The following is a 22,375-nucleotide window of genomic DNA, read 5'->3' as shown; positions in this document are numbered from 1 at the left end:
TGTTTTTTATTTTTTTAATATTAAAGGAGCTACTTTTCCATAGCCATTTTTAGGTGCATCGTGTTCAGTACCATGCAAGTTGTATTTTGGTATAATTTGCAACAACTCATCACGTTGTTTTCTATGAGCTGCTGATACAGTATTCCAATCTTTAATTTTTGGAAAGCTAATTAAATCTGAAGGTGTTTTACTTACATCGTACCAAACATTGTTTCCGTCTTTCATAACCAAGTCTCCTCTTACTATTTGAGTTCCTTTGTGGTATGCATAAATCCATTCTCTGTGTTTTTCTTTTTGAGTTGTTAAAAACGGAAGCAAACTTTCTCCGTTAATTTCATAAGAATCTGGAATTTCAACTCCAGCAATATCTGCAATCGTTGGTAAAACATCAGAAATATTTACCAACACATCTTGCTCACCTTGTTTGGTCATTTTTAAAACAGGGGCATAAATAAGCATTGGAACGTGTGTTCCTCTTTGAGATATTGGGCTAGATTTTCCGTAACCGCTTGTTCCATTGTCTGCACAAAAAATAAAAATAGTATTGTCTTCTATTCCTAATTCCTTTAACTTTTTCATGTACAACCAAACCTGATAGTCTAAATAATTTACATGATTGTGAATTCCATCTTCTGTAATGGTTCCATGCGTATTGTAAACTCCATGATCTCCTGTAATATTTGGTTCTGTACGTATATATTTTTTACCATCCCAATGAACTTTAGGTGTTCCTGGCCATTTGTTTCCGCTTTTAGGATGTAAAAAATCAAAAGCATCGTGTCCTAAATGACTAGTGTGGTAAATAAAGAAAGGTTTGTTTTCCTTTTCTTTTCTTTCTATATAATCAAAAATATATTTCAATTCTACATCAGGACCAAAAGTGTTTAATCCAAATTCTTTTTTAGATTTTTTATCATTTGGCCACCATTCCAAAGGTTTTTTTGCATTGGGATTGTTCATTAATTGCACATGGGGTTTCCAATACCAACCTGATTGCACATAACTTTTTTGCGTTAACAATTCTCCCGTGTCTGCATTGTAAATCTTTTTCTTTCCTGTTTCTTTTCTAGTTTCTAATCTAAAATCTGTAGTGTGAATGGCTTTGTTGTACGATCCTTCCCCTGGTGTAAAACAACCTTCATCAAACTCAAATCCTTTTGTATTCATTTGTGTTTTACCTGCCCAGTAAGTTGCATAACCTCCTTTTTTAGCTACATGTGCAATGGTGTGTGGAGAACTTCCGTACAAATCCCAAGAACCTTTTCCATTTGGAGCTTTTCCTTTATCACTATTATGCCACCATTTGTGTAAATGAGCATATCTACCTGTCATCATCATGGCTCTACTTGGTCCACATACGGTAGCAGCCCACGTTGTTTTTATATACACCCCTTTTTTAGATAAATTATCTAACACAGGAGTTTTAGCTCTATATTTTAAGTCTTGTGTATCACCACCTTTTAAATTTCCTCCCTTAGGCAAAGTCCAAGTATCCGATCCGTAAAAAGGCAATTCACGAGCACTAATATCATCTGCATACAGCAAAATAATATTAGGTTTCTTTTGTGCATTTACAAAAAAGGTTGATATGCTAACCACCAACAATGCTAGTTTTTTTAGTTTATTCATTTTTAATGTCCATTAAGTACTACAAAACAATATTGCAGCTTTATTTATGTATAATTATTTTACGTGTTATTTTTAAGTTTGATGAAGTTATAACTACCAAATAAACTCCATTCTTAAGATTAGAAACATCTATTCCTTGATTTACAAACCTACCTGATGTTATTCTTTTTCCATGAATGTTTACCATGGTATATTCTGCTTTTTCTGAGTTTGAAATTCCAGAAACAAATACCTGATTTCCTTGAACAGGATTTGGGTACAAACGAACTTTAGTTTCTGTTGCTACACTAGGAGTTGTTAAATTTTCTGTTTGAATAATAGCCTTGTACCAAGCACTACCCCAACCTGCACACCACAATACATTTTGATCTACAGGATCTGGTTTTAAGTCTACAATTCTATCTGAATGTGCCAAGCCTTTGTTTATTTTAGCCCATGTTTTTCCGGCATCTAGAGACAAATAAGCTCCTGGATTTAAAAACTCATTTAATTTGTTTGGAACTTGAGCTGCTACCGAAATAGTAATAATATTAGAGTTTGTAGGAGATACTTCTGTTTGCCATACATAAGGAGCTTCAAAAATTCGTTCCCAAGTAACACCATCATCCGTACTTTTCCAAACACCACCACCTTCTAAGGTACCAGAACGAGATCCTGTGGAAATAAATAGGTCTTTGGTATTTCTATCTATAAAAATGTTATTTACTGATTTTATCACCGAAGGAAGACTCATTTTAGTAAAATCTACAGCTCCGTTTACCGATTTATACAACCCACCAGAATCATTAGTTCCCCATTGATTCATAGCTGCAAAAATTACTTGAGGATTGTCTGGGTGCATGGCTATTCTATTAATACTAGACCCTGCAGGAAAATCATGGTTACTAACCGACCAATTAAAACCTCCATCTGTAGAACGATATACTCCGTATTCTCCTTTGGTTAAATCTACATTGGCACCACCTCCAACTTCTGAAATAGGTTTGTATATAGATGTAAAATACATATTGTTAGGATTTACAGGATCTATAATTAAAGAGTACTGAGTCCCTACAGATTCCCATGATCCATTATCGGCTTCAAAAATGGTAGCAATATTTTCCCATGTTTGTCCTCCATCTGTAGTTCTTCTTAATTTTCCTCTATGAGATTGTCTCCATGCCAAAAAATAAATAATATCAGGATTGTTTGGATGAACAGCAACTGTAGAAATAGAATGCGCACTATAATTCCCACTATGATCGTGTACTTGTCCTTCTATTTGCTCTACTGCTACAGCATCAGAATCTGGCCAATCTCCAATATCTGTTGTTTGCCACAATCCGTGTTCTCCACTACATAACAAATTTCTTCCTGGCACTCCTGTTTCTAACAATAAAAATCTTCCAGGTAAATTGGTATTTCCTCGTCCTATCCATTTGTTACTTCCGTTTGCTGTTTCGTCATCATCTACCTGAGACCACGAAACTCCTTTGTTATTTGATCGCAACAATTGTTGATCTATTCCTGTAAACACTTGCCCTATGGAATTTATAGCCAACATTCTAGCCCCATCACCTTCCGAACCTTCGTCTTGTGCTATTTGCAAATGTGCAAAATCTATATTAGCTCCTATGGGGTTGTTTTTGGCCTGCCAATAAGCTTTGTCTTTTTCTGCAATCCAATATGCTCCGCTTCTTGCACAAGCAAACCAAGTTACTCCTCCATCTTCAGATTTCCATACATCACCAGGACCAAAGCCCTTGTCGTGTTTTTTATTATGAACCAAATACAACTCATTTTTATCTATAGGATTTACAACCAATCTATTGTAAACAGGCATTGTCCAAGTTGGGTAAGTTGTGTATGTGTTTTTAGATACTGATTTTGAAATCCCCAACCAATGAGCAACTGTTCTATGGTATCGATCTCTTACCCAATAATCATTTATTACCTGAAGGTTTAACCCTAAGTTTCCTGTTATGCTTTGCCAAGTTAAACCTGCATCTGTACTTTTATACACACCACCTGTAGTTGTAATACTTGTTCCATTGGGAGTGTATTTCGTTTGTTCTACGGTATATAAAATAAACTCTCCTGTGCTGGCATTGTAATAAGACGTTAAATCCCTTGGTAAGTTATGAGGCAATCCGCTGGCACTAGCTGTCCAAGTTTCTCCAGTATCTGTACTTCTATACATACCATGACTAGTGGCCATAATTAGAACCGATGGATTTGCAGGGTTAAAAACAATTCGTCCTACATCTAAATCCGATGAAATTGAAGTGGCTACTTTTCTCCAATTTTTCCCCTTGTCTGTAGTTTTCCATACATAACCATAATCTGCTCTGCTAATTTTAATTCCATTTGGGCTGGCTAAGCTTCTGTGATTTTCTTTTACGTTCCAAAAATCTCCAGCACCTAAAAACCAAATATTATCGTTTGTAGGATGTACTGCCAATTTAGAATGTGCTTTTCCCATGGTATTTAAATAACTCCAAGTTCTCCCCCTATCATGTGTTTCAAAAACTTTACCACTAGTTTTACTTCCTGTTTGGTTGTTATCGAACAACATTCCATAATCTGGATTTGTTAATGAGAATTTGATATCTATAACACGTCTTAAATCAATACCTGTTCCATCATAATCTTTTAATGTTTGCCAACTTTTCCCATTGTCCCAAGTTCCAAAAGCAGCATGCATATCTGGTCCGCTAAACATAACATTGGTATCGGTTGGATGACACCAAAACTCTTCGCAATACCCAGAGGTTCCAGGCCCAAAACTCTTCCAAATTACTTGATTGCTAGAGGTTACTTTTTGTGTTTTTATTTTTTCAAAAAACGGAATTTCGTCTACAACATCAACAGTATTTAAGACTGCATAACCTAAGGTTTCATCAATTGTCCATATAGTAGAAAAATTAAACGTGCTGTAATTACTAGCTGTTTGTAATTCGTTGGTACTTAATGCTGTTGCATTCACATCTGCAGCACCAGAAGCGGCAGCATAAAAAGAGTGAGTAGGTTCTTTTCCATTCTTATTGCCTGTAGGATCATCGTTCTGAACCGTAGTAATAGCGGGGTTGTTGTTAGATATGGTTCCATAAAACGCTACTCTACTAATTGTGTGCTGCCCTCTTGTTGCCCCTACAATTCCTCCCGAAGCCCAATTTGCTGTAATAGAAATAGAGCTATAACAATCTTGAATTGTGCAAAGACCTGCATTCCACGCTACTCCAACAATACCACCTGCCCAACCAGAACTCCCTACATTGATATTTCCGTTTTTAGTATAACAATTGGTTACAGAACCACCTGTCATGTACCCTACAACACCTCCAACTCTTGAAATTCCATTCGCGTTTATTTCTATATTCTCTATTCCTAAATTACGTACCGCCCCATTAAAGCTTCCAAAAAAACCAGTTCCTTCACTTGCTTCGTTAGGTGTAATTGTTAAGTTGATTATTTTCTGATGATTTCCATCAAAAAAACCACCAAAGCTTGCGGATGCATTTCCTATAGGACTAAAAGATTTTCCTGACATATCAATGGTATTTGTCAGTTTAAAGGCTTTATCCTCCCAATGATTTTGTGTTGTAGATAGCGCTATTAAATGTGTGGCATTTTTTATTAGATAAGGGTCTGCCTCTGTTCCAGAACCTCCTCCATATTGTGCTTTTGCTTTTGATACAATTCCTAAAACAAATAGTACTAATAATAGCTTACACACAACTGTAGTGTTTAAAATTGTAATTTTACGCATACACTTTAGATTTAAACTGTTAGATATTATCATTTTTTCAATGAATGGTAATATTACCTTAAAAGACAGCAAATAAGTAGATGATATGTTTTTTTATGTATAAAAAATGGTTCATATGCTTTCTAATATTTTAAAATAAGCACATAAAAAGCCCTGTCTATATACATTATTGACAGGGCTGTTTTTTAAAACTAAAAAAAGACTTTATTTATTTTTTTAACGATAGTTTATAATCATGTGCACCTGGAGCAAAATTGCTATGAAAAAGTTGAGTTCCATCACCTCTTTTTCCCCAATTTACTTCTACTCTATCATCTCCTAAAACAATGTTGATTAACTTTTCTTTCATTTGCTTTACAATCTTAGCATACTTTTTATCAAAAGCTAAATTGTGAATTTCATTAGGATCTTTTTTCATATCATACAAAGCCGGATCTAAATCTTGATAACTTGCATTTAAAGCCCAATTCATGTTTTCTCCTCGTTTTTTTGTAGGACGAGTTTGCATAGAAAACACGTAATCTTTAGTACGGATATAAGCTCTTGGTCCTGTTACAGCATGACTTTCACCTACAATATAATCTCTTTTAGGAGCTTTTTTAGAGACTACTTTCTGCATATCTAATCCATCTAAATAATCATATTCAGACTTTTTTAAATCTGCACCTGCTGCAACCATTATTGTAGGTGCAATGTCTACAAACTCGGTAAAATCTTTAACCACCTTACCTGCTGGAAACGCTTTTTTATCTGATGATACCACCACTATTGGGTTGTGACTATCTATTTTCCATGAAGTAAATTTAGAAACTGCACCATGGTCATTTAATTTCCAACCATGATCTCCACAAACATATACCACCATCCAAGGTTGGTTTTTACTTTTACTGTAGGCAACAAAATCATCAACAGCTTGCCCCACTAACGCATCTCCATAAGCACAAAAAGCATAATAATCTTGAATCATTTTTTGTTTTTGTTCATCTGTATAATGATCCGAGTAAGAACTTTTTACTTGCTTTTGCAATTGCTTAGGCATTTTTTGAAATTCTTTTTTATCAAAATTAGGCACCTTATACCTATGTTTTTGAAAACGCTCTCTATAACTTGCTGGTGGCAATACTGGTGTGTGAGGAAAATCGAATCCAATGTGACAGAACAAAGGCTTTTCTGTATTTACACCTTTGAATGATCTAGACCCTACCTTAAATTTTTTGTTTTCACTTTTTAAGAAATCTCCAAAAATAGATGCATAATATCCATCTCTTGTTTTTCCTGCTTTTCTAGGACTAACTCCACTAATAATAGGAGCTGAAAATGGAGTTAAAGCTCCTTTCTTTTTATTGTACTCCATAAAAAGATCATACTTTTCCATTATTTTTTTAGCACTTCCTTTGTACTCCGGAAACCTTTGTTCTAAATCATTAGATCTATATTCAAACTTTCCTTCTTCAGTAACAAAAAATTCCATGCTTTTAATTGGCTTTTTCAATTTTTCTCCGTCCAATTCATAAAACCAATCTTTTCCCCAATCTGTCAGCCCATCTTTACGCAACTGCTTAAAGCTAACATCTTGCTGGTACATTTTTGCCGACTTTAATTTTCCGTTTTCTTTAGTTCTTAAACGAACTCCTAATTTACCAATGTGTAAAGTTTCATAACCTAACGCAGCCATCTGCTCTGGTAAAGTAGGCTTAAAATGTGGTGCTTTGTTGTTGTGATACTCAAACTCATACACCCCTGAACGGAATGGATAACGACCGTAATGCATAGAAGCACGAGAAGGTGCACATCCTGTTGCCTGACAATAGGTATTGATAAATGTTGTTCCTTCTTGCGTTAATCTATCTACATTTGGAGATTCTACATACCCCAACTTACTCATTTCTTGGCCATCAATCATTTTGTTAAATGCTCTAATAGCATCATAACGCTGATCGTCTGTTAAAATCCAAAGAACATTGGGTTGTTGTTTTTGTGCCCATGTTGTCTTCATCAATAAGACAAAAGCAAATAGCACTAATAATGCTGTTTTATTTAATTTCATAATTTATATTTTTATTTTAACCAACCGTTCTTAGATTCGTTTAAATAAGCAATGTACCATCCAGACCCCCATGCAGCGCTCCAAATTACATTTTTGTTATATGGGTCTGGTTTTACATCTACCATTTTATTAGGTTGCCCCAAACCTTTATTTATTTTTTTCCAGCTTTTTGCTCCATTGGTTGACAAATAAATTCCTGGATTTTTAAATTTTGAAGGATAATGACCTGCAACACTAATTATAATTAAATCTTCGTCTACAGGAGATGTTTCTACTTGCCATACAAAAGGGGCTTTAAAAATTTGTTCCCAAGATTTTCCATTATTTTTACTTCTCCATACACCACCTTCTTCATACGTACCATTTTTTCTACCTGTAGCTATATACATGTATTTGTTATTTCTGTCAACAAACACATTATTAACAGCTTTAATTTCAGACGGAATACGCATTTGTTCCCAAGTAGTACCTTTATTAGTTGTTTTGTACAAACCTCCATTATTATCATTTAAAGCAGCATAAATAACATTTGGATTCTCTGGATCCATAGCCAATCTTCTTACGCTTGCTCCTTTATGAAATCCTTGATTACTTAATTCCCAAGTATATCCTCCATCAAAAGAACGATAAAATCCTAAACCTCCTTTAGTTAATTTTGTCGATCCATCTCCTACTTCTGCAATTGGTTTTCTGATAGTACAGAAATACATATTTTTAGGTTCTTTAGGATCGATCATTAAAGAATATTGAGCTACCAAACCTCTATAAGAAGGGTTGTCTCCTTTTAAAATGGTAGAAATGTTTTCCCATGTTTTTCCTCCATCTGTACTTCTTCTTAATTTTCCTCTATGCTCTTGTCTCCAAGCCAATAAATAGATAGTATTTGGATCTTTAGGATGTACTGCTACCGTAGACGCGGAATGTAAAGAATGATGTCCTTTAACATCGTATATTTGCCCTTCTATTTGTTCTACAGCAACTGCTTGTTTATCTGGCCAGTTTTCTAAATCGGTAGTTTGCCACAAGCCATGCTCTCCACTACACAACAACCTTCTTTCTTTTATTCCGGTTTCGTGCAACATAAATCTACCTGGCAAGTCACTATCCCCTCTACCAATCCATTTTCCACTTCCTGGAGACGTTTCAAAATCATCTACTTGTTTCCATGTTTTTCCTCCGTTATTTGAACGAATAGTTTGCTGATCAATTCCCATAAACACTTCTCCTTTGGCATTGATTGCTAACATACGGTTACCAGAACGCGCTGGCTGATTGTCCATGTAATTTTGTAAATGTGCAAAAGCTATATTGGTTCCTGTAGGATTATTTCTTGCTGACCAATATGCTTTGTCTTTTCCACTTAACCAATACATTCCTTGTCTAGCACATGCAAACCATGTTTTTCCTCCATCTTCTGTTTTCCAAGCATCACCGGCACCAAAGGTTTTATCGTGTTTTTTGTTAAATACCAAATACACTTCGTTAGGGTTTGTAGGATTTACTACCAAACGATTGAATACTGGTAATGTTGATGAAGGCAATTCTTTGAACGTATTTTTAGCTTGTTTTTTAGGCATTCCAAACCAATTAGCAATAGCATTGTAATAACGATCATGCTCTGGTGTAAAATTGATTTTATTTAAATTGATGTCTAAATTTCCTGTTACGTTTTCCCAAGTTAATCCTCCATCTACACTTTTATACACTCCTCCTTTTGCTATTGTTGAATTTCCTTGTTTTTCATAGACAGTTTGCTCTACCAAATACAATATAAAATCTCCTGTTTTTGGGTTGTAATAAGAAGACAAATCTCTTGGTAAATTGTTAGGTAACCCTTTGTGAGCAGGTTTCCAGTCATCTCCACCATTATCGCTTACAAACAATCCGTGACTTGTAGCAATAATCATATGGTTTGGATGATTTGGGTGAATAATAATTCTTCCTACATCTAATTTATCAGAAATATTTGTGGCTATTTTTTTCCAAGATTTACCTCCATTTTCTGTTTTTAAGATATAGCCATAGCTTGCTCTTGAATTTAAAGTTCCATGTGGTTTTTGTAAACTTCTATGGTTATTTTTAACATTCCAAAAATCTCCAGCACCTATAAACCAAATTTTATCATCTTTAGGATGAATGGCTACTTGAGTATGCGCATTGGTATATTTACTCCCCTTACCCTCTCTTGGAATTTTATATATTTCTTTCCAACTCCTTCCTCTATCATTAGTTGTATATACTCCACCAGCTCTTTCTATAGCCACACCAAAATCAGGATTTTGTGTAGAAAAATCGATATCCAAAACACGTTCCATATCTCTACCATCACCATCGGCATCTTTTATACTATGCCATGATTTTCCATTGTCCCAAGATCCATAACTCACGTGCATGTCTGGCCCCATAAACATTACATTTGTATCTGTAGGATGACACCAAAACTCCTCATTATAACCAGACATTCCTGGTCCAAATTGCTTCCATTCAATAGAATTATCAGAAACAACTCTTTCTTTTCTAATTTCTTTGAAAAACTTTTTTTGACTTTTAGATACTTGTGCATAACTACCCAAAGCAACAAACATAGCCAAGGCTACTGAAATGTATATTTTTTTCATTTTATCTGTATTTCTATTTTATTTAATCAACTGCCAAGATCTTACCCAATCATAAGATGTTGTTCTTTCTTCTTTGGTTCCTGTTAAACCACCATCTGCAGGCACAGGATTCCAATTGTAAGTTTCTGTAACCATTCTTAAATGCATAGGAATGCTAAAATCTGCTGATGGTGTAACTTTGTTAACCAAAACACCATCTAAAAAAAACAACACTTCTTTTTCATTTTTCCACCAAACTCCGTAGGTATGAAAATCTTCGTACACCTTTCCCTTTTTTAAAAGAGCATTTCCGCCTTTGGTACCTTTAGCTATATTACATTCTTTTGGAATACCTCTACTGTGCGTATTTGAACCCATTCTATACGTAGCATCTTGAGCAAATTTTTTATTTGTGGTAACCTTACCAACACACTCTTGTATATCTAATTCTGTAGTTCTTTTATCACAACCTGTTAACTCTCTTTTATCACTAATTAACCAAAAAGTAGAAGACATAAACGTTTTACTAGCTTTCATTTTACATTCGTAAAATCCATACGTCATACCCTTTTTTGAGCCAACCAAACCACAAGCATGTGTAAACTTTTGTTTGTTTTTTGTAACTGGAGCAGGTAATTTATAATTGGTTATTCTTAACTCTCCTCTTTCTACCTTAATTGTATTGTTTACAAACAAACCAGGTGCACGACCAATCCATCCTTTTTGCATGTGCCACTTTTGATCATCCAATTTGTTTCCTTCAAACTCATCAGACATACTTTTTATTAGTTTCCATTTTTTAGCAGAAAGATTCAATCCATCATCATTTACAACATAAGGTCCTTTTTGAGCACTTGTCTGCACAAACATTCCTAATACAAGAATTACAATTCTATATTTAGCTTTCATTTATATTTTAATTTTATCGATACAATCAAAATTCACTAAAATTAACAGCAATGATTGTAAAAAATGTTTTTTAAAACATCATAAATGATTTTAAGAAAAAATATATTTCTGTTTACCCCCCTTTTTTGTTACTTCCATTTTTATAACCAAATACTTCCTTTTCTTTCATAAAAAAAATAAAACAAACTTTAAAGGAACATCCTGGAGCTAAGCCTTTACAACCGTATACACTCTATTTTATTTAAATGTTAAGAATACATTCCTTTGTATTGCTTCATTATATCATTCTGATTAATTCTCTAATACAAACCATCAAACACAGAGCAATAAAAATTTTATATAGAACTGATGCATTTCTAAAAACTAGACAATCTATAGACAAGGAGGTGAAACATCCTAAAAAACAGGTGATACAGGTGTTTTTAGAGATACCCTATAAAAACAAACGGAAGCAATTCTTTATTAAAAACTCAACCAAACTATATAGTCTTGTTTAAGTCTTAAACAAACGCAAAAAAGACACAATTATAAAAACCCATTATTCAACCACAAAAACAACTAATTTTTTAATAAAAACCACTTTTAACAATTACAAAACACAATAAAACAAGAATCTATTATCAATTAGATAAATAAACACTTATTTAACCTAATTTTTACATAAAAAATTTACTATTTGCTCTTTTCAACAAAAAAAACATAACACAATACCCCCTTAAATGGATTCTATTACACAAGACTAAAAAACAACAAATGTCAATTTAAAAACAAAATTAAACACCTAAAAAGCAGCTACTTAAAAAAAACAGTCTATTTTTTTAAGATAATTTTAAACTATAAAAAAACTAAAAAAAACACACATTTAAAGTGTACATAATATTAACAAAAAACCTCAAAAAATTTAAGAACCCCAATAAAAACAAGGGGTTAAACAATACACAAAGAAATAATCAACATTTGTTCCCCCAGGCTAATCATTTAACCTACTCATATTGACTGATTCTATAGAAATTCTTAATTGAATTTTAAACATACAATTAAACTATGAGATTTAAATTAGATAACTTAAAAGCTAAGAGGGTACTTATTACGCTCATTAGTGTTTTTTGTTTCGGTTTTATGCACGCACAATCGAAAAAGATTTCGGGGAACGTTAGTTCAAGTGATGGGCCTATAATTGGAGCAACTGTAAGCGTAAAGAGCACAGGTAAATTAACCATTACAGATTTTGATGGTAATTTTGAAATTAATGTGAACAACAATGATGTTTTGATTGTAGACTATTTAGGTTACACAAAACAAGAAATTCCTGTAAAAGGAAAAACAGTTATTAAAGTAGACCTAGAACAAGATGCTGCTCAATTAGATGAAGTAGTTGTTGTAGGATACGGTGTTCAGAAACAGAAAGAGGTAACAGGAGCAGTTGCAAATGTAAAAGCAGAAGTTCTTGAAAAAACAACAACTTCAGACATTGGTTCTGCTTTACAAGGTCAAATTTCTGGGGTTAGTGTTACATCTAGTTCTGGAGAACCTGGTTCTGAGGCTAACATTTTAATTCGTGGGTTTAGTTCTTTATTAGATGGACAGAACAAGCCTTTATATGTCGTAGATGGAATTCCTTATGACAATGACCCAGGATTAAGTGTAAGTGAAATAGAAAGTATTGATGTATTAAAAGATGCTGCATCTGCTTCTATATATGGTACTAGAGGTGCCGGAGGGGTTATTTTAATTACCACTAAACAAGGTAAGGTTGGTGATATGAGAGTAAGCTTTAAAGCAGAGTATGGTATTCAGAAAATTACCAGTAATACTCCTTTAATGGATTCTTCTGAGTTTTTATATACTAGAATTAAATTAGCTTCAGACCTTCAAGGTTCTTTATATGAAGAGCAATGGAATAGAGCAGCACAAAATCCTGCTGAAGCCCTAAACAACACCAACTTAGAAAAAACAATTTTAAACGACTTAGCTCCTATTGAAAACTACAATTTAAGTATTTCTGGGGGTAAAAAAGATTTATTATACAACTTTAACGCCAACTACTTTGGACAAGAAGGAGTTTTAATGAATACAAATTTTAAAAGAGTTAACCTAAGATCTAATGTAAAGTATACATCTGGAAAACTTAAAATAACATCTGGATTTACTTTTAGAAAAGATGACAGAGATAGACCAGCATGGAATATTTTAAATCAAATTTACGAATATGATCCTTACAGACCAGATGTAGATTTATCTTCTAACAACTTTGATATAGGAACAGACAATGACGACTCTAACCTAGCCAATGTAAATAATATTTTAAGAACTTTAAAGCAATCTTCTCAAGTAGATTTAAACTTTACGGCCATTAACTTACAATTAGATTATCAGTTAACAGATAATTTAACAATAACTGCTAGAGCTGGAGGAAACTACTCAAACGACAGAACTGACTCTTACAGACCTGAAGTACAAGTTACAAATGCTGACGGTGAAATTATCGTTCCTGTTTCTGCATGGCAAAGGTCATCTATGCAAAACACACATACACAAAGTTCTAAATTAACTTACGAAACAATTGTGAACTACAAAAAGAGTTTCGATAGACATAATCTTGATTTAGTTTTTGCCAATTCCATACAAGAATCACAAAACAAATCATTTTATGGTAAAAGATCTTTAAACGCTTATGGTGATGACATTACTGTTTTAGATGCCTACTTAGGGTTTCCTGAAACAGGTAGTAATGGTAATGATTTTACCAAAACATTAACAGGATACTTAGGAAGAGCACAATACAACTATGCAGGTAAATACTTAATAAGCGCTAGTATAAGAAGAGATGGTTCCTCTCAATTTGAAAAAGAAAACAGATGGGGATGGTTCCCTTCAGTTTCTGTAGGATGGAATGTTTCTGATGAATATTTTTGGAGTCCATTAAAATCTGTTGTTAAAAACTTTAAAGTAAGAGCTAGTTACGGTACTACTGGTAATGATAGATTTGGTGCATATCAAACAAATGGATATGTTTATAACCGATACAATTACGTATTTGGAGGAGCTAGTGAAGATAATTTCACAGAAGAAATTGCATACGGTATTACTAGAACATCTCACTACAATAAAGATTTAAAATGGGAAACTTCTATTGAAAAAAACTTCGGAGTAGATTTAGGCTTGTTTAACAACCAATTAACTCTTACTTCAGATTACTACATTTCAGACAAAGAAGATTTATTATACCCTGTTTTAGTACCTATATCATCTGGTATTGGAACTAGTTTCTCTAACCGTTCTGTAATGCAAAATATTGGAAACATGACCAATAAAGGTTTTGAGTTTGCTGTAAAGTTTAGAAGCAGAAAAGGAAAATTAAAATGGAATACTTCTGCTACGTTTACAACTAACGAAAACAAAGTTACAAAAACAAGTCCTACCAATCCTTTTAGCTACTTAAACGGAGGATATGTAGGTAGAAATAGTAACGACATTGTTACGGCAATTACTGAAGGATATGAAGCTGGTGCTTTCTTTTTATTAAAACAAGATGGTATTATTAATACTCAGGAAGAATTAGATGCATACACTTCTAATAGCACAGACAGCAACGGAAACGAAATAAAAGGTATTACTTCTGTAGATGGTTTTACACCAAGGTTAGGAGACTCTAAATTTATAGACACAAACAACGATGGAGTAATTAACGATGACGATAAAGTATATGCTGGTAGTGGTACTCCAGATTTTGAAATAGGATGGAATTACAATGCTAACTACAAAAACTTTGATTTTTCTATGCAATGGTATGGTTCTTTTGGTGCAGAAATTATGAATGGTAACAAAGCCTATGCATACCAAGTAGGAAGACATAAAGATGTTTTTTACGGATGGGCTGAAAACAACACTTTAACTAGTGTACCAGAGTTCAGAGGTACCAACAACGTAAACAACAATGCAACCTACTCTTATAGAAGTATTAGCGATTACTTTTTAGAAGATGGATCTTACGTAAGACTACGTAACATTGCTTTAGGATATACTATCCCTAAAAAATTGACTCAAAAACTAGGAGTAAACAGATTAAGATTTTATGTACAAGCACAAAACGCTTTAACGTTCACAAAATATACTGGTTTTGATCCTGAAGTTGGTAATAATGGACTAAGTACTAGAGGTTTAGATAGAGGTACTTTCCCTATGTCTGCTCAATACAAAGCAGGATTACAATTACAATTTTAATTAGCAAAAAACAAGTACAATGAAAAATAAAAGATATACTAAAAAATTACTGATCTTACTTTCAGTTTTTTCATTAGGTGCATGTAGCGATGACTTTTTAGATGCTAACAACCCTAATGCTGTAAGAAGCGATCAATTTATAAAAAGTAATGACAACTTAAGCTCACAACTAAACGCAGCTTATAGTAGTTTTTCTAAAGATGAGGCCATTTCTACATTAATGGAATATGAACGTAGTGACATGGTTTACCCAGGAGGAATAAGACCCTACACTGCAGGAAACGAACCTTTCTACACACAAACATTTAACAACTCTAATAGAAGTATTAGTGATAAATGGGCTTCATTATTCGAAGGAGTATTTAGAGCTAACCAAGTAATTGCTGGGTACGAAAGAATTAAAGGAGGATACGAAACAGAAATAGACTCTTTAAAAGGAGTACTATTATATGCACAAGCCAGAGCTTTAAGAGGATATTTCTATTTTCAATTATCAAACTCTTTTAACCAAGGTGAAGTTCCTTTGTTTGATCAACCTTCTGAAAGTCCTGCAGAAACACAAAAACCAAACTCTAGCAAACAAGAAGTTATTGATTTCTATAGAGAAGACTTAACTTACGGAATGAATAACCTTCCTTTACAATGGAAAACAGGTTATATTTTAAACAGAGGTGGAACAATTGAAGGGCCTAGCGGAAACCAAGTAAATTATATTGCCGATGCAGGTGATTTAGGAAGAATTAGTGCAGGAGCATGTGAGGCTTTGTTAGGAAAAAGCTACTTATATCAATACGATTTTAAAAATCCTGATATGGGAATACTTACCAAAGCAAAAAAACACTTTGAAAGATTATTACCAGATGTAGGTGAAGATGGAGGATACGGATACCAATTGGCAAACCATGTTGGTGACAACTTTACTTCTCAAAATGAATTCAACTCAGAATCTATTTTAGAAGTAAATTACTCTATCGATTTAGCTCAAACACTATCTGGAGAAGAAGCTCTTCATAACGAATTATCTTTACGTTTAGGAGCTGGAATTTACAATCCAGCAATATCACCAGCCTCTTGGATGGTTGTACAATATCAAAGAGATTCTATCGATCCAAAAAGAGACATGAATCAATTAGGAGTCAACCCAGATTTTGATCCATTATCACCAGAAGACAAGTACAAAAACCCAAGTCAAAAACTAAAAAAATACTCTCATAGAATGTCTCACTCTATTGCCTATATAGATGACACAGACTCAAAGTATTATGATGGAGAAATGACTGAATTAGTTTCACATCCAAGAGCTATTAAACAATTAGCAAACTGTTTTATGTGGAAAAAATTAACCAACTGGGATATAACCTCTAGTGAAACAGGTTTAACTACAGATGGTAGATCTGGTGTAAACATGAGATTAATTCGTTTAGCAGATATTTATTTAATGTACGCAGAGTGTATACTTGAAGAAGGAGATATTACAGAAGCACGTAGAATTATTAACAAAATAAGATACCGTTCTGGAGTTGTATTATTAGGTCCAAGTACTGGTTCTGAAGAGTTTTCTGATGCTACCTTTACAACCGATAACGGAGCTGTAGCCCTAGACATTAACGGAAATGGTCAAATAGGAGGAACAGGTAAAGAAGACATTTATGAAAATATTTCTTATGACTCTTACGAAGTGTTAAGATACCACTTACGTCATGTAGAAAGACCTTTAGAATTAGCACTTGAAGGAAATGCGATTAGAACTATAGATTTAAGAAGATGGGGAGTAACCAAAGAAAGATTCCAAGAACTTGCAGAAAGAGAATATGCTGTTGGAGGTTACATAGCACAAAACCCTGCAGACCCTACCAAAACGGTAAACAGATGGAGTGTTCAAATTTTCCCATTGTATTTTCCAACAATAAGTGCAGATTTAGGTGGTTTTCAAGACATTTATCATGTATATGATGAAAAATACGAAGGACATATAGCTTCTGATCCACTTACAGATAATGACAATGTGTTAAACTTAAATGCAGCTACAGTAAAATTAGCGGGGGCAGTTGTTAGTAGGTCTGATGAAGTTATAGCTTCTAGACGTTTAACTGCATCTTATTTTAAAGATATGGTAGAAGCAAGCATTAATTACGATGATACTAAAGCTTATTTACCAATTCCTATTACTGAATTGAACTCTAACGCATCTAATTAAAATTAAAAACAACAATTATGAAAAAATTATATTTAATCGCTAGTTTCGTCTTCCTTTTTATGGCAATGGGTTGCCAGGAAGACGAATACGAAGCTCCGAGTTCACATTCTGTTTTAGCTTGGAGAACTTCATTAATATCAAACTCAGATGATCCAGCCTTAGCCAATGTACCTAAAGGAAATTACATAACTTATTTAGATCATTCTGCAGGAGCCATAGAACATTATTGGTACATTGAACAAGGAGATAGATTTGTAAAAGGTCCATTACCAGACAATAAGTACAATGATGATTCTAGAAGTGTTATTGCTAAATCATTATTACCAGAAGGTACAACTGTTTCTAAAGAAAAATCAGTAGCTGTTGCCTTTTACAACACTCCTGTAAGTAAAGTTAGACTATACAATGTATACAACGATTCTGTTAGTTTTGAAACCGTAAACGCAGGTACTATTTCTTCTGTTTATGATGAAGACAAAAAGAAATGGATTGTAGACAAAACTTTTGAAATAAATGTTTTTGATTCTATTATACCTGGATTAAAAATATTAAGTAATGGGGTTGAAATTTCTCAATTTACTGAAGGAGATGAAGTTTCTGGAGATACGCAAACCATAGACTTAGAAGCAGGAAATGTTATTTCTTTTGAAGACATTAGTAATTTATTAGCTTCTAGACCTCACTACAGAAAATGGTTCTTAATTAACAACCAAACAGGAGATACTGTTCAGAAAATTGAAAACGAATCTTTTGGAAACTCTTACCAACAAGCAATTACACACGATGTAATGTTTACAGGAGTTGGTGAATTCCGTACGGGTATTCAACTTAAAAGAGTGGCTGATGCTCAGCTAAACATTTTCTCTGGAGATAATGCTGTGTTAAACTTCCCTGCTATTGTAAATGTAACGCAAGGAACAAACCTAAGTTTAGTTGGTGAAATTACAGAAACTATTGATGAAGAAATTGAATTGACATTTAATGGAGATTTAGATGCTCCTGCGATTGATTTAAAAGATCATTTTACTGTAAATGTAAACGGAACCCCTATAGCTGTTGCAGAAACTAAATTAAAAGAGGGTTCTAAAAATGTACTACAATTAATAATGTCTGAAAAAATATATCAAAATGATGTTATTACAGTTTCATATGATGGTACAGGAAACTTAACCTCTGGAGCTCATAGTACAGAAGCAGAAGTAATTACTAATGCTCCTGTTGAAATGTTTGACTTTGAATATGTACCTGAAGAAGTAGGAAACATGAACTTATTTACACCATGGTGGAGAAATAGTACACATGTAGAATTATCATCAGAGCAATTTGTTACAGGAACACAAAGTTTAAAAATTGCTATTGAACCAGGTGAACCATCTGCAGAAGCAGGTTACACATTTACTTCTAACAAACCAGAATTATTAGAAGGTAGAACCTATACTATTAAGTACAAAATATACATTGATACTCAAAATGGATTGCCTAAACCTTCTGAAACTGCGGTAGATAATAACCCTAATTCTGTACTAGACATTCAATTATTCTTGCTAAACGACTGGGGCTTCTCTGCAACACAAGTAATTCAAGGACAAGCTGAAGCAGACTTAGAAACAGATAAATGGATAGAAATTGAAAGAACCTATACTAGAGGACCTAGAACTGTTGAAAAACTATGGTTTAGAGCTAGAGCGGTTTCTAAAAATAGTAAAGCTGTTATTTACATAGATGATGTTTCTATTAAAGAATACGATGTAAGACCTTAACAATCTTATATTTAGTATAGTTAGTTTATATTATGAACGCTTAGGTGAAAACCTAAGCGTTTTTTTGCACCTATATTCTATGCTAAAAACTCATCTTTAAAAATCAAATTATTATTTTTTTACTTACCCTCTCCTAGCTTCTTTTATTTAATATATTTCTTAAAGATTTATTTATATTTACCTAGGTTTGTATTTAAAATTAGGTTGGTATGAAAATATGTAATGTTTTAATTCTTTTTGTTTTTTTAGTTAGTTGTAAACAAGAAAAAGAAGTAAGTTCCTACAACCCTGAAAATTGGAATAAAAGAAAAGTAAACACATCCTTTAAAAGCTCTTTAAAGCAAGGGATTTCCTATTTACCAATCTATTCACATATATACGATCAAAATGAGCACAGCACTCACGATTTAACGGTAACTGTAAGCATTAGAAACATCAACTTAAAAGATACAATCTACTTAAATGAAGCAGAATATTTTGATACACACGGAAAATCTATAAGAACGTATTTTAAACACCCCATTTATGTTGCTCCTCTTGAAACAATTGAGATAGTTATTGATGAATCTGACAAAACAGGAGGTTCTGGAGCTAATTTTATTTTTAATTGGGAAATTCCAAACACGTCTAACGAACCTTTATTTGAAGCTGTTATGATTTCTACAACTAGTCAACAAGGTTTATCTTTTACTACACAAGCACACAAAATAGAATAGCTAAACTTTTATTGTTTTATAAAAATACAACAGCTATTTTAATAAATTAAAACAGCTGTTGCATTCTTACTAACGGTAGGTAATTATTGTGTTATTTCTTATAAATTAATGAGCTAATTTCATGTATTCTTCTATATCAGACCACATAGATCTTGCATTTACAGGTTTACTAAAATACATATCAAACCCAAAACTAATGCATTTATTTTTCCATTCAGTTCCGTCATAAGCCGTTAAAGCAACATAAATTCCTTTTATATTTTTTTTCATTTTTATACTCTGCAAAACTCCAAATCCATCTATTTCAGAATCTCCTAAATTTAAATCTAAAATATACACATCGTATTTTTTTTCTTCGGCCAACTCTATTCCTTTAAACCCATTTCCTTCGGTGTCTATTTTTACAATTCCATCTAATGATTTTTCTAACAATAGTCTATTGATAGAATTATCTTCTATGTATAAAACCTTCTTTTTCATCTTTTTAGCAATTTAATTTGAATCAATTATTAGTTAACCAATTCGGACTTTATTAAATTAATCAATCATTTTGGTTAAAAATTTTATTATCGTTTAACATTTGATTTTAAATAGCTGTATAGCTGTTATTTATAGATTAAACAAATTACACTGCTAAAAATGTATCGTTCACTTGTAACAATATAATGTTTAGCAACATTATTTACAGTATCTTTAGAAAATTACAATTCATTTCACAAATTGGATAACCAAATTCATAAATATAATTTTAAAGAGGGACTTCCTCAAGAGTTTGAAATTCTTAGTATTTCTGAGTTATTTAAAAACTTTGGCGATGAGTTGTGTAAACCTCATAGAACAGATTTTTATCATTTAATTTGGTTTCAAAGCTCTGCACCCAATCAAATAGTAGATTTTAACTCTATTCAAATAGAAGAAAACAGCTTGTTGTTTATAAACAAAAACAAGGTGCAACAATTTTATTTTCAAAATAATGTTGAGGGAATTATATTGTTGTTTACCGATAACTTTTTCTGTAAAACAAATTTAGATATACAATTTTTAAAAAGCACTATTCTGTTTAACGACTTGTTAGCTATATCTCAGATAGTTCTACCTAAAAGAGATAGAACCTTTGCTCCTATTTTTAATCAAATACAACTCGAAGCAAACACTATTAAAGATTCTTTTCAATCAGATATTTTAAGAAACTTATTAAAAAACCTACTTCTTTATTCTGAAAGAGAAAGACGTAAGCAAAATTTTATTGAATTAAAAAAAGATGCAGACCTTGATTATATTTTAATTTTTAGAGATTTAGTAGACCTAAATTATACCAAACATAAGCAAGTTTCTTTTTACTGCAATCAAATGCATGTAACCTCTAAAAGACTAAATTATGCAACCTCTAAAGTTTTTGGAAAAACACCCAAACAATTTATAAACGATAGAGTATTACTAGAAGCTAAAAGATTATTAGCACACACTACAGATAGTATTAAAGTAATTGGATTTGCTTTAGGCTTTGATGAACCTACCAATTTTATTAAATATTTTAAAAAGAACACCCATAAAACACCTGTAGAATTTAGAGAGCAATTTACGTTAGACTAAAAGTATCATTCAAAGTCTCTTTTTTACCTTTTAGCAGGCTTACAATAATTTCACCTTTGTGATAACCATAACATACGTTACATAACAATGAAAAAATTAATTGTAAACCTTTTACTTGTTACAGTAGTAACCACTGCATGTACACAATTAAAAAACAAAAACCCTAAAAAAGAAATGGAAACAACAGTTACAAAAGAGCAAAAAGTAGTTCGTTTATTAAAAAGTATAGAAACAGGTGCACAAGAACCCATTACCTATATAAATTCTAAAAAATACATACAACACAATACACAAGTTGCCGATGGACTTGCTGGTTTTGGTGCGTTGTTAGCACAATTGCCTTCTGGATCGGCTAAGGTTAATACTGTAAGAGTTTTTAAAGATGGTAATTATGTTTTTACACATACCGAATATGATTTTTTTGGTCCTAAAATTGGAATTGACATTTTTAAATTTGAAAACAATCTTATTACAGAACATTGGGACAACTTGCAACAAACTCCAGAAAACAAAAACCCTAGCGGGCATTCTATGATTGATGGTAGTACAGAACTTAAAGACCTAAACAAAACAGACGAAAACAAAGTGCTGGTAGAAAATTTTGTGAAAGATATTTTAGTAAACGGAAATATGGAAAAATTAACTCAGTACTTTGACGGAGATAATTACATACAACACAATCCTAATATTCCCGACCAACTTTCTGGATTAGGAGCAACTTTAGAAGCTTTGGCTAAAAAAGAAATATTTCTTAAATATAACAACATACACAAAGTACTTGGACAAGGAAATTTTGTATTGGTAGTAAGTGAAGGTACTTTTGGAACTGTTCACAATTCATTTTACGATTTATTTAGAGTTGATAATGGAAAAATTGCCGAACATTGGGATGTAATTGAACCTATTAGTCCAAAAGAATTATGGAAAAACAATAATGGAAAGTTTAATTTTTAAG

12 protein-coding genes are annotated in these 22,375 nt (G+C 32.8%); 6 read left to right on the top strand and 6 right to left on the bottom strand.

Annotated features, from left to right (window positions below):
- Nucleotides 1–6: 6 nt before the first annotated feature.
- The 5 genes from ACY2IJ_RS00725 to ACY2IJ_RS00705 all read right to left on the bottom strand — a co-directional run bounded on the left by ACY2IJ_RS00725 (nt 7) and on the right by ACY2IJ_RS00705 (nt 10,930).
- Nucleotides 7–1,629, bottom strand: coding sequence for a sulfatase-like hydrolase/transferase (locus tag ACY2IJ_RS00725; protein ID WP_476725246.1), 1,623 nt, complete (start codon nt 1,627–1,629; stop codon nt 7–9).
- Between the two features lie 40 nt (nt 1,630–1,669).
- A complete protein-coding gene (locus ACY2IJ_RS00720) occupies nt 1,670–5,377 on the bottom strand; it encodes a VPS10 domain-containing protein (RefSeq protein WP_476725245.1) in 3,708 nt (1,235 codons plus the stop codon).
- 208 nt (nt 5,378–5,585) lie between these two features.
- Nucleotides 5,586–7,424, bottom strand: coding sequence for a sulfatase-like hydrolase/transferase (locus tag ACY2IJ_RS00715; RefSeq protein ID WP_476725244.1), 1,839 nt, complete (start codon nt 7,422–7,424; stop codon nt 5,586–5,588).
- An 11-nt stretch (nt 7,425–7,435) separates the two neighbouring features.
- On the bottom strand, nt 7,436–10,042 hold the full coding sequence (locus ACY2IJ_RS00710; protein WP_476725243.1) for a WD40/YVTN/BNR-like repeat-containing protein: 2,607 nt from the start codon (nt 10,040–10,042) through the stop codon (nt 7,436–7,438).
- Nucleotides 10,043–10,060: 18 nt separating this feature from the next.
- The gene (locus ACY2IJ_RS00705; RefSeq protein ID WP_476725242.1) at nt 10,061–10,930 is read right to left on the bottom strand and encodes a family 16 glycosylhydrolase; all 870 of its coding nucleotides are present in this window, start codon (nt 10,928–10,930) and stop codon (nt 10,061–10,063) included.
- A gap of 1,044 nt (nt 10,931–11,974) precedes the next feature.
- On the opposite strand from ACY2IJ_RS00705, the gene ACY2IJ_RS00700 reads away from it, so the two are divergent.
- The 4 genes from ACY2IJ_RS00700 to ACY2IJ_RS00685 all read left to right on the top strand — a co-directional run bounded on the left by ACY2IJ_RS00700 (nt 11,975) and on the right by ACY2IJ_RS00685 (nt 19,827).
- Nucleotides 11,975–15,154, top strand: a complete 3,180-nt coding sequence (locus tag ACY2IJ_RS00700; protein ID WP_476725241.1) for a SusC/RagA family TonB-linked outer membrane protein — start codon at nt 11,975–11,977, stop codon at nt 15,152–15,154.
- A gap of 19 nt (nt 15,155–15,173) precedes the next feature.
- A complete protein-coding gene (locus ACY2IJ_RS00695; protein WP_476725240.1) occupies nt 15,174–17,351 on the top strand; it encodes a RagB/SusD family nutrient uptake outer membrane protein in 2,178 nt (725 codons plus the stop codon).
- Between the two features lie 17 nt (nt 17,352–17,368).
- Nucleotides 17,369–19,111: a hypothetical protein gene (locus ACY2IJ_RS00690; protein ID WP_476725239.1), complete on the top strand. Its 1,743-nt coding sequence runs from the start codon at nt 17,369–17,371 to the stop codon at nt 19,109–19,111.
- Nucleotides 19,112–19,320: 209 nt separating this feature from the next.
- Nucleotides 19,321–19,827: a DUF3124 domain-containing protein gene (locus tag ACY2IJ_RS00685; protein ID WP_476725238.1), complete on the top strand. Its 507-nt coding sequence runs from the start codon at nt 19,321–19,323 to the stop codon at nt 19,825–19,827.
- A gap of 105 nt (nt 19,828–19,932) precedes the next feature.
- Here the strand turns inward: ACY2IJ_RS00685 and ACY2IJ_RS00680 are convergent, their stop codons facing one another.
- Nucleotides 19,933–20,307 (bottom strand): response regulator, encoded by a 375-nt coding sequence (locus tag ACY2IJ_RS00680; protein WP_476725237.1) that lies wholly within the window; start codon nt 20,305–20,307, stop codon nt 19,933–19,935.
- A 240-nt stretch (nt 20,308–20,547) separates the two neighbouring features.
- Here ACY2IJ_RS00680 and ACY2IJ_RS00675 point away from each other — a divergent pair, with 240 nt between their 5' ends.
- Entirely contained in the window at nt 20,548–21,420 is an 873-nt protein-coding gene (locus ACY2IJ_RS00675) for a helix-turn-helix domain-containing protein (RefSeq protein WP_476725236.1), read from the top strand.
- A gap of 87 nt (nt 21,421–21,507) precedes the next feature.
- Entirely contained in the window at nt 21,508–22,374 is an 867-nt protein-coding gene (locus ACY2IJ_RS00670; RefSeq protein ID WP_476725235.1) for a nuclear transport factor 2 family protein, read from the top strand.
- The last annotated feature ends 1 nt before the right edge of the window (nt 22,375 follow it).

The sequence above is a fragment of the Wenyingzhuangia gracilariae genome, assembly GCF_056387575.1.
Note: the sequence above shows the minus strand (reverse complement) of the source record. Positions and strands in the feature narration are given on the sequence as shown.

Bases quoted from the DNA above. Each gene is read 5' to 3' on its own strand.
- ACY2IJ_RS00670 (WP_476725235.1), top strand. From the start codon at position 21,508: ATGAAAAAATTAATTGTAAACCTTTTACTTGTTACAGTAGTAACCACT.
- ACY2IJ_RS00710 (WP_476725243.1), bottom strand. From the start codon at position 10,042: ATGAAAAAAATATACATTTCAGTAGCCTTGGCTATGTTTGTTGCTTTG.
- ACY2IJ_RS00685 (WP_476725238.1), top strand. From the start codon at position 19,321: ATGAAAATATGTAATGTTTTAATTCTTTTTGTTTTTTTAGTTAGTTGT.
- ACY2IJ_RS00715 (WP_476725244.1), bottom strand. From the start codon at position 7,424: ATGAAATTAAATAAAACAGCATTATTAGTGCTATTTGCTTTTGTCTTA.
- ACY2IJ_RS00700 (WP_476725241.1), top strand. From the start codon at position 11,975: ATGAGATTTAAATTAGATAACTTAAAAGCTAAGAGGGTACTTATTACG.
- ACY2IJ_RS00695 (WP_476725240.1), top strand. From the start codon at position 15,174: ATGAAAAATAAAAGATATACTAAAAAATTACTGATCTTACTTTCAGTT.
- ACY2IJ_RS00680 (WP_476725237.1), bottom strand. From the start codon at position 20,307: ATGAAAAAGAAGGTTTTATACATAGAAGATAATTCTATCAATAGACTA.
- ACY2IJ_RS00720 (WP_476725245.1), bottom strand. From the start codon at position 5,377: ATGCGTAAAATTACAATTTTAAACACTACAGTTGTGTGTAAGCTATTA.
- ACY2IJ_RS00725 (WP_476725246.1), bottom strand. From the start codon at position 1,629: ATGAATAAACTAAAAAAACTAGCATTGTTGGTGGTTAGCATATCAACC.
- ACY2IJ_RS00705 (WP_476725242.1), bottom strand. From the start codon at position 10,930: ATGAAAGCTAAATATAGAATTGTAATTCTTGTATTAGGAATGTTTGTG.
- ACY2IJ_RS00690 (WP_476725239.1), top strand. From the start codon at position 17,369: ATGAAAAAATTATATTTAATCGCTAGTTTCGTCTTCCTTTTTATGGCA.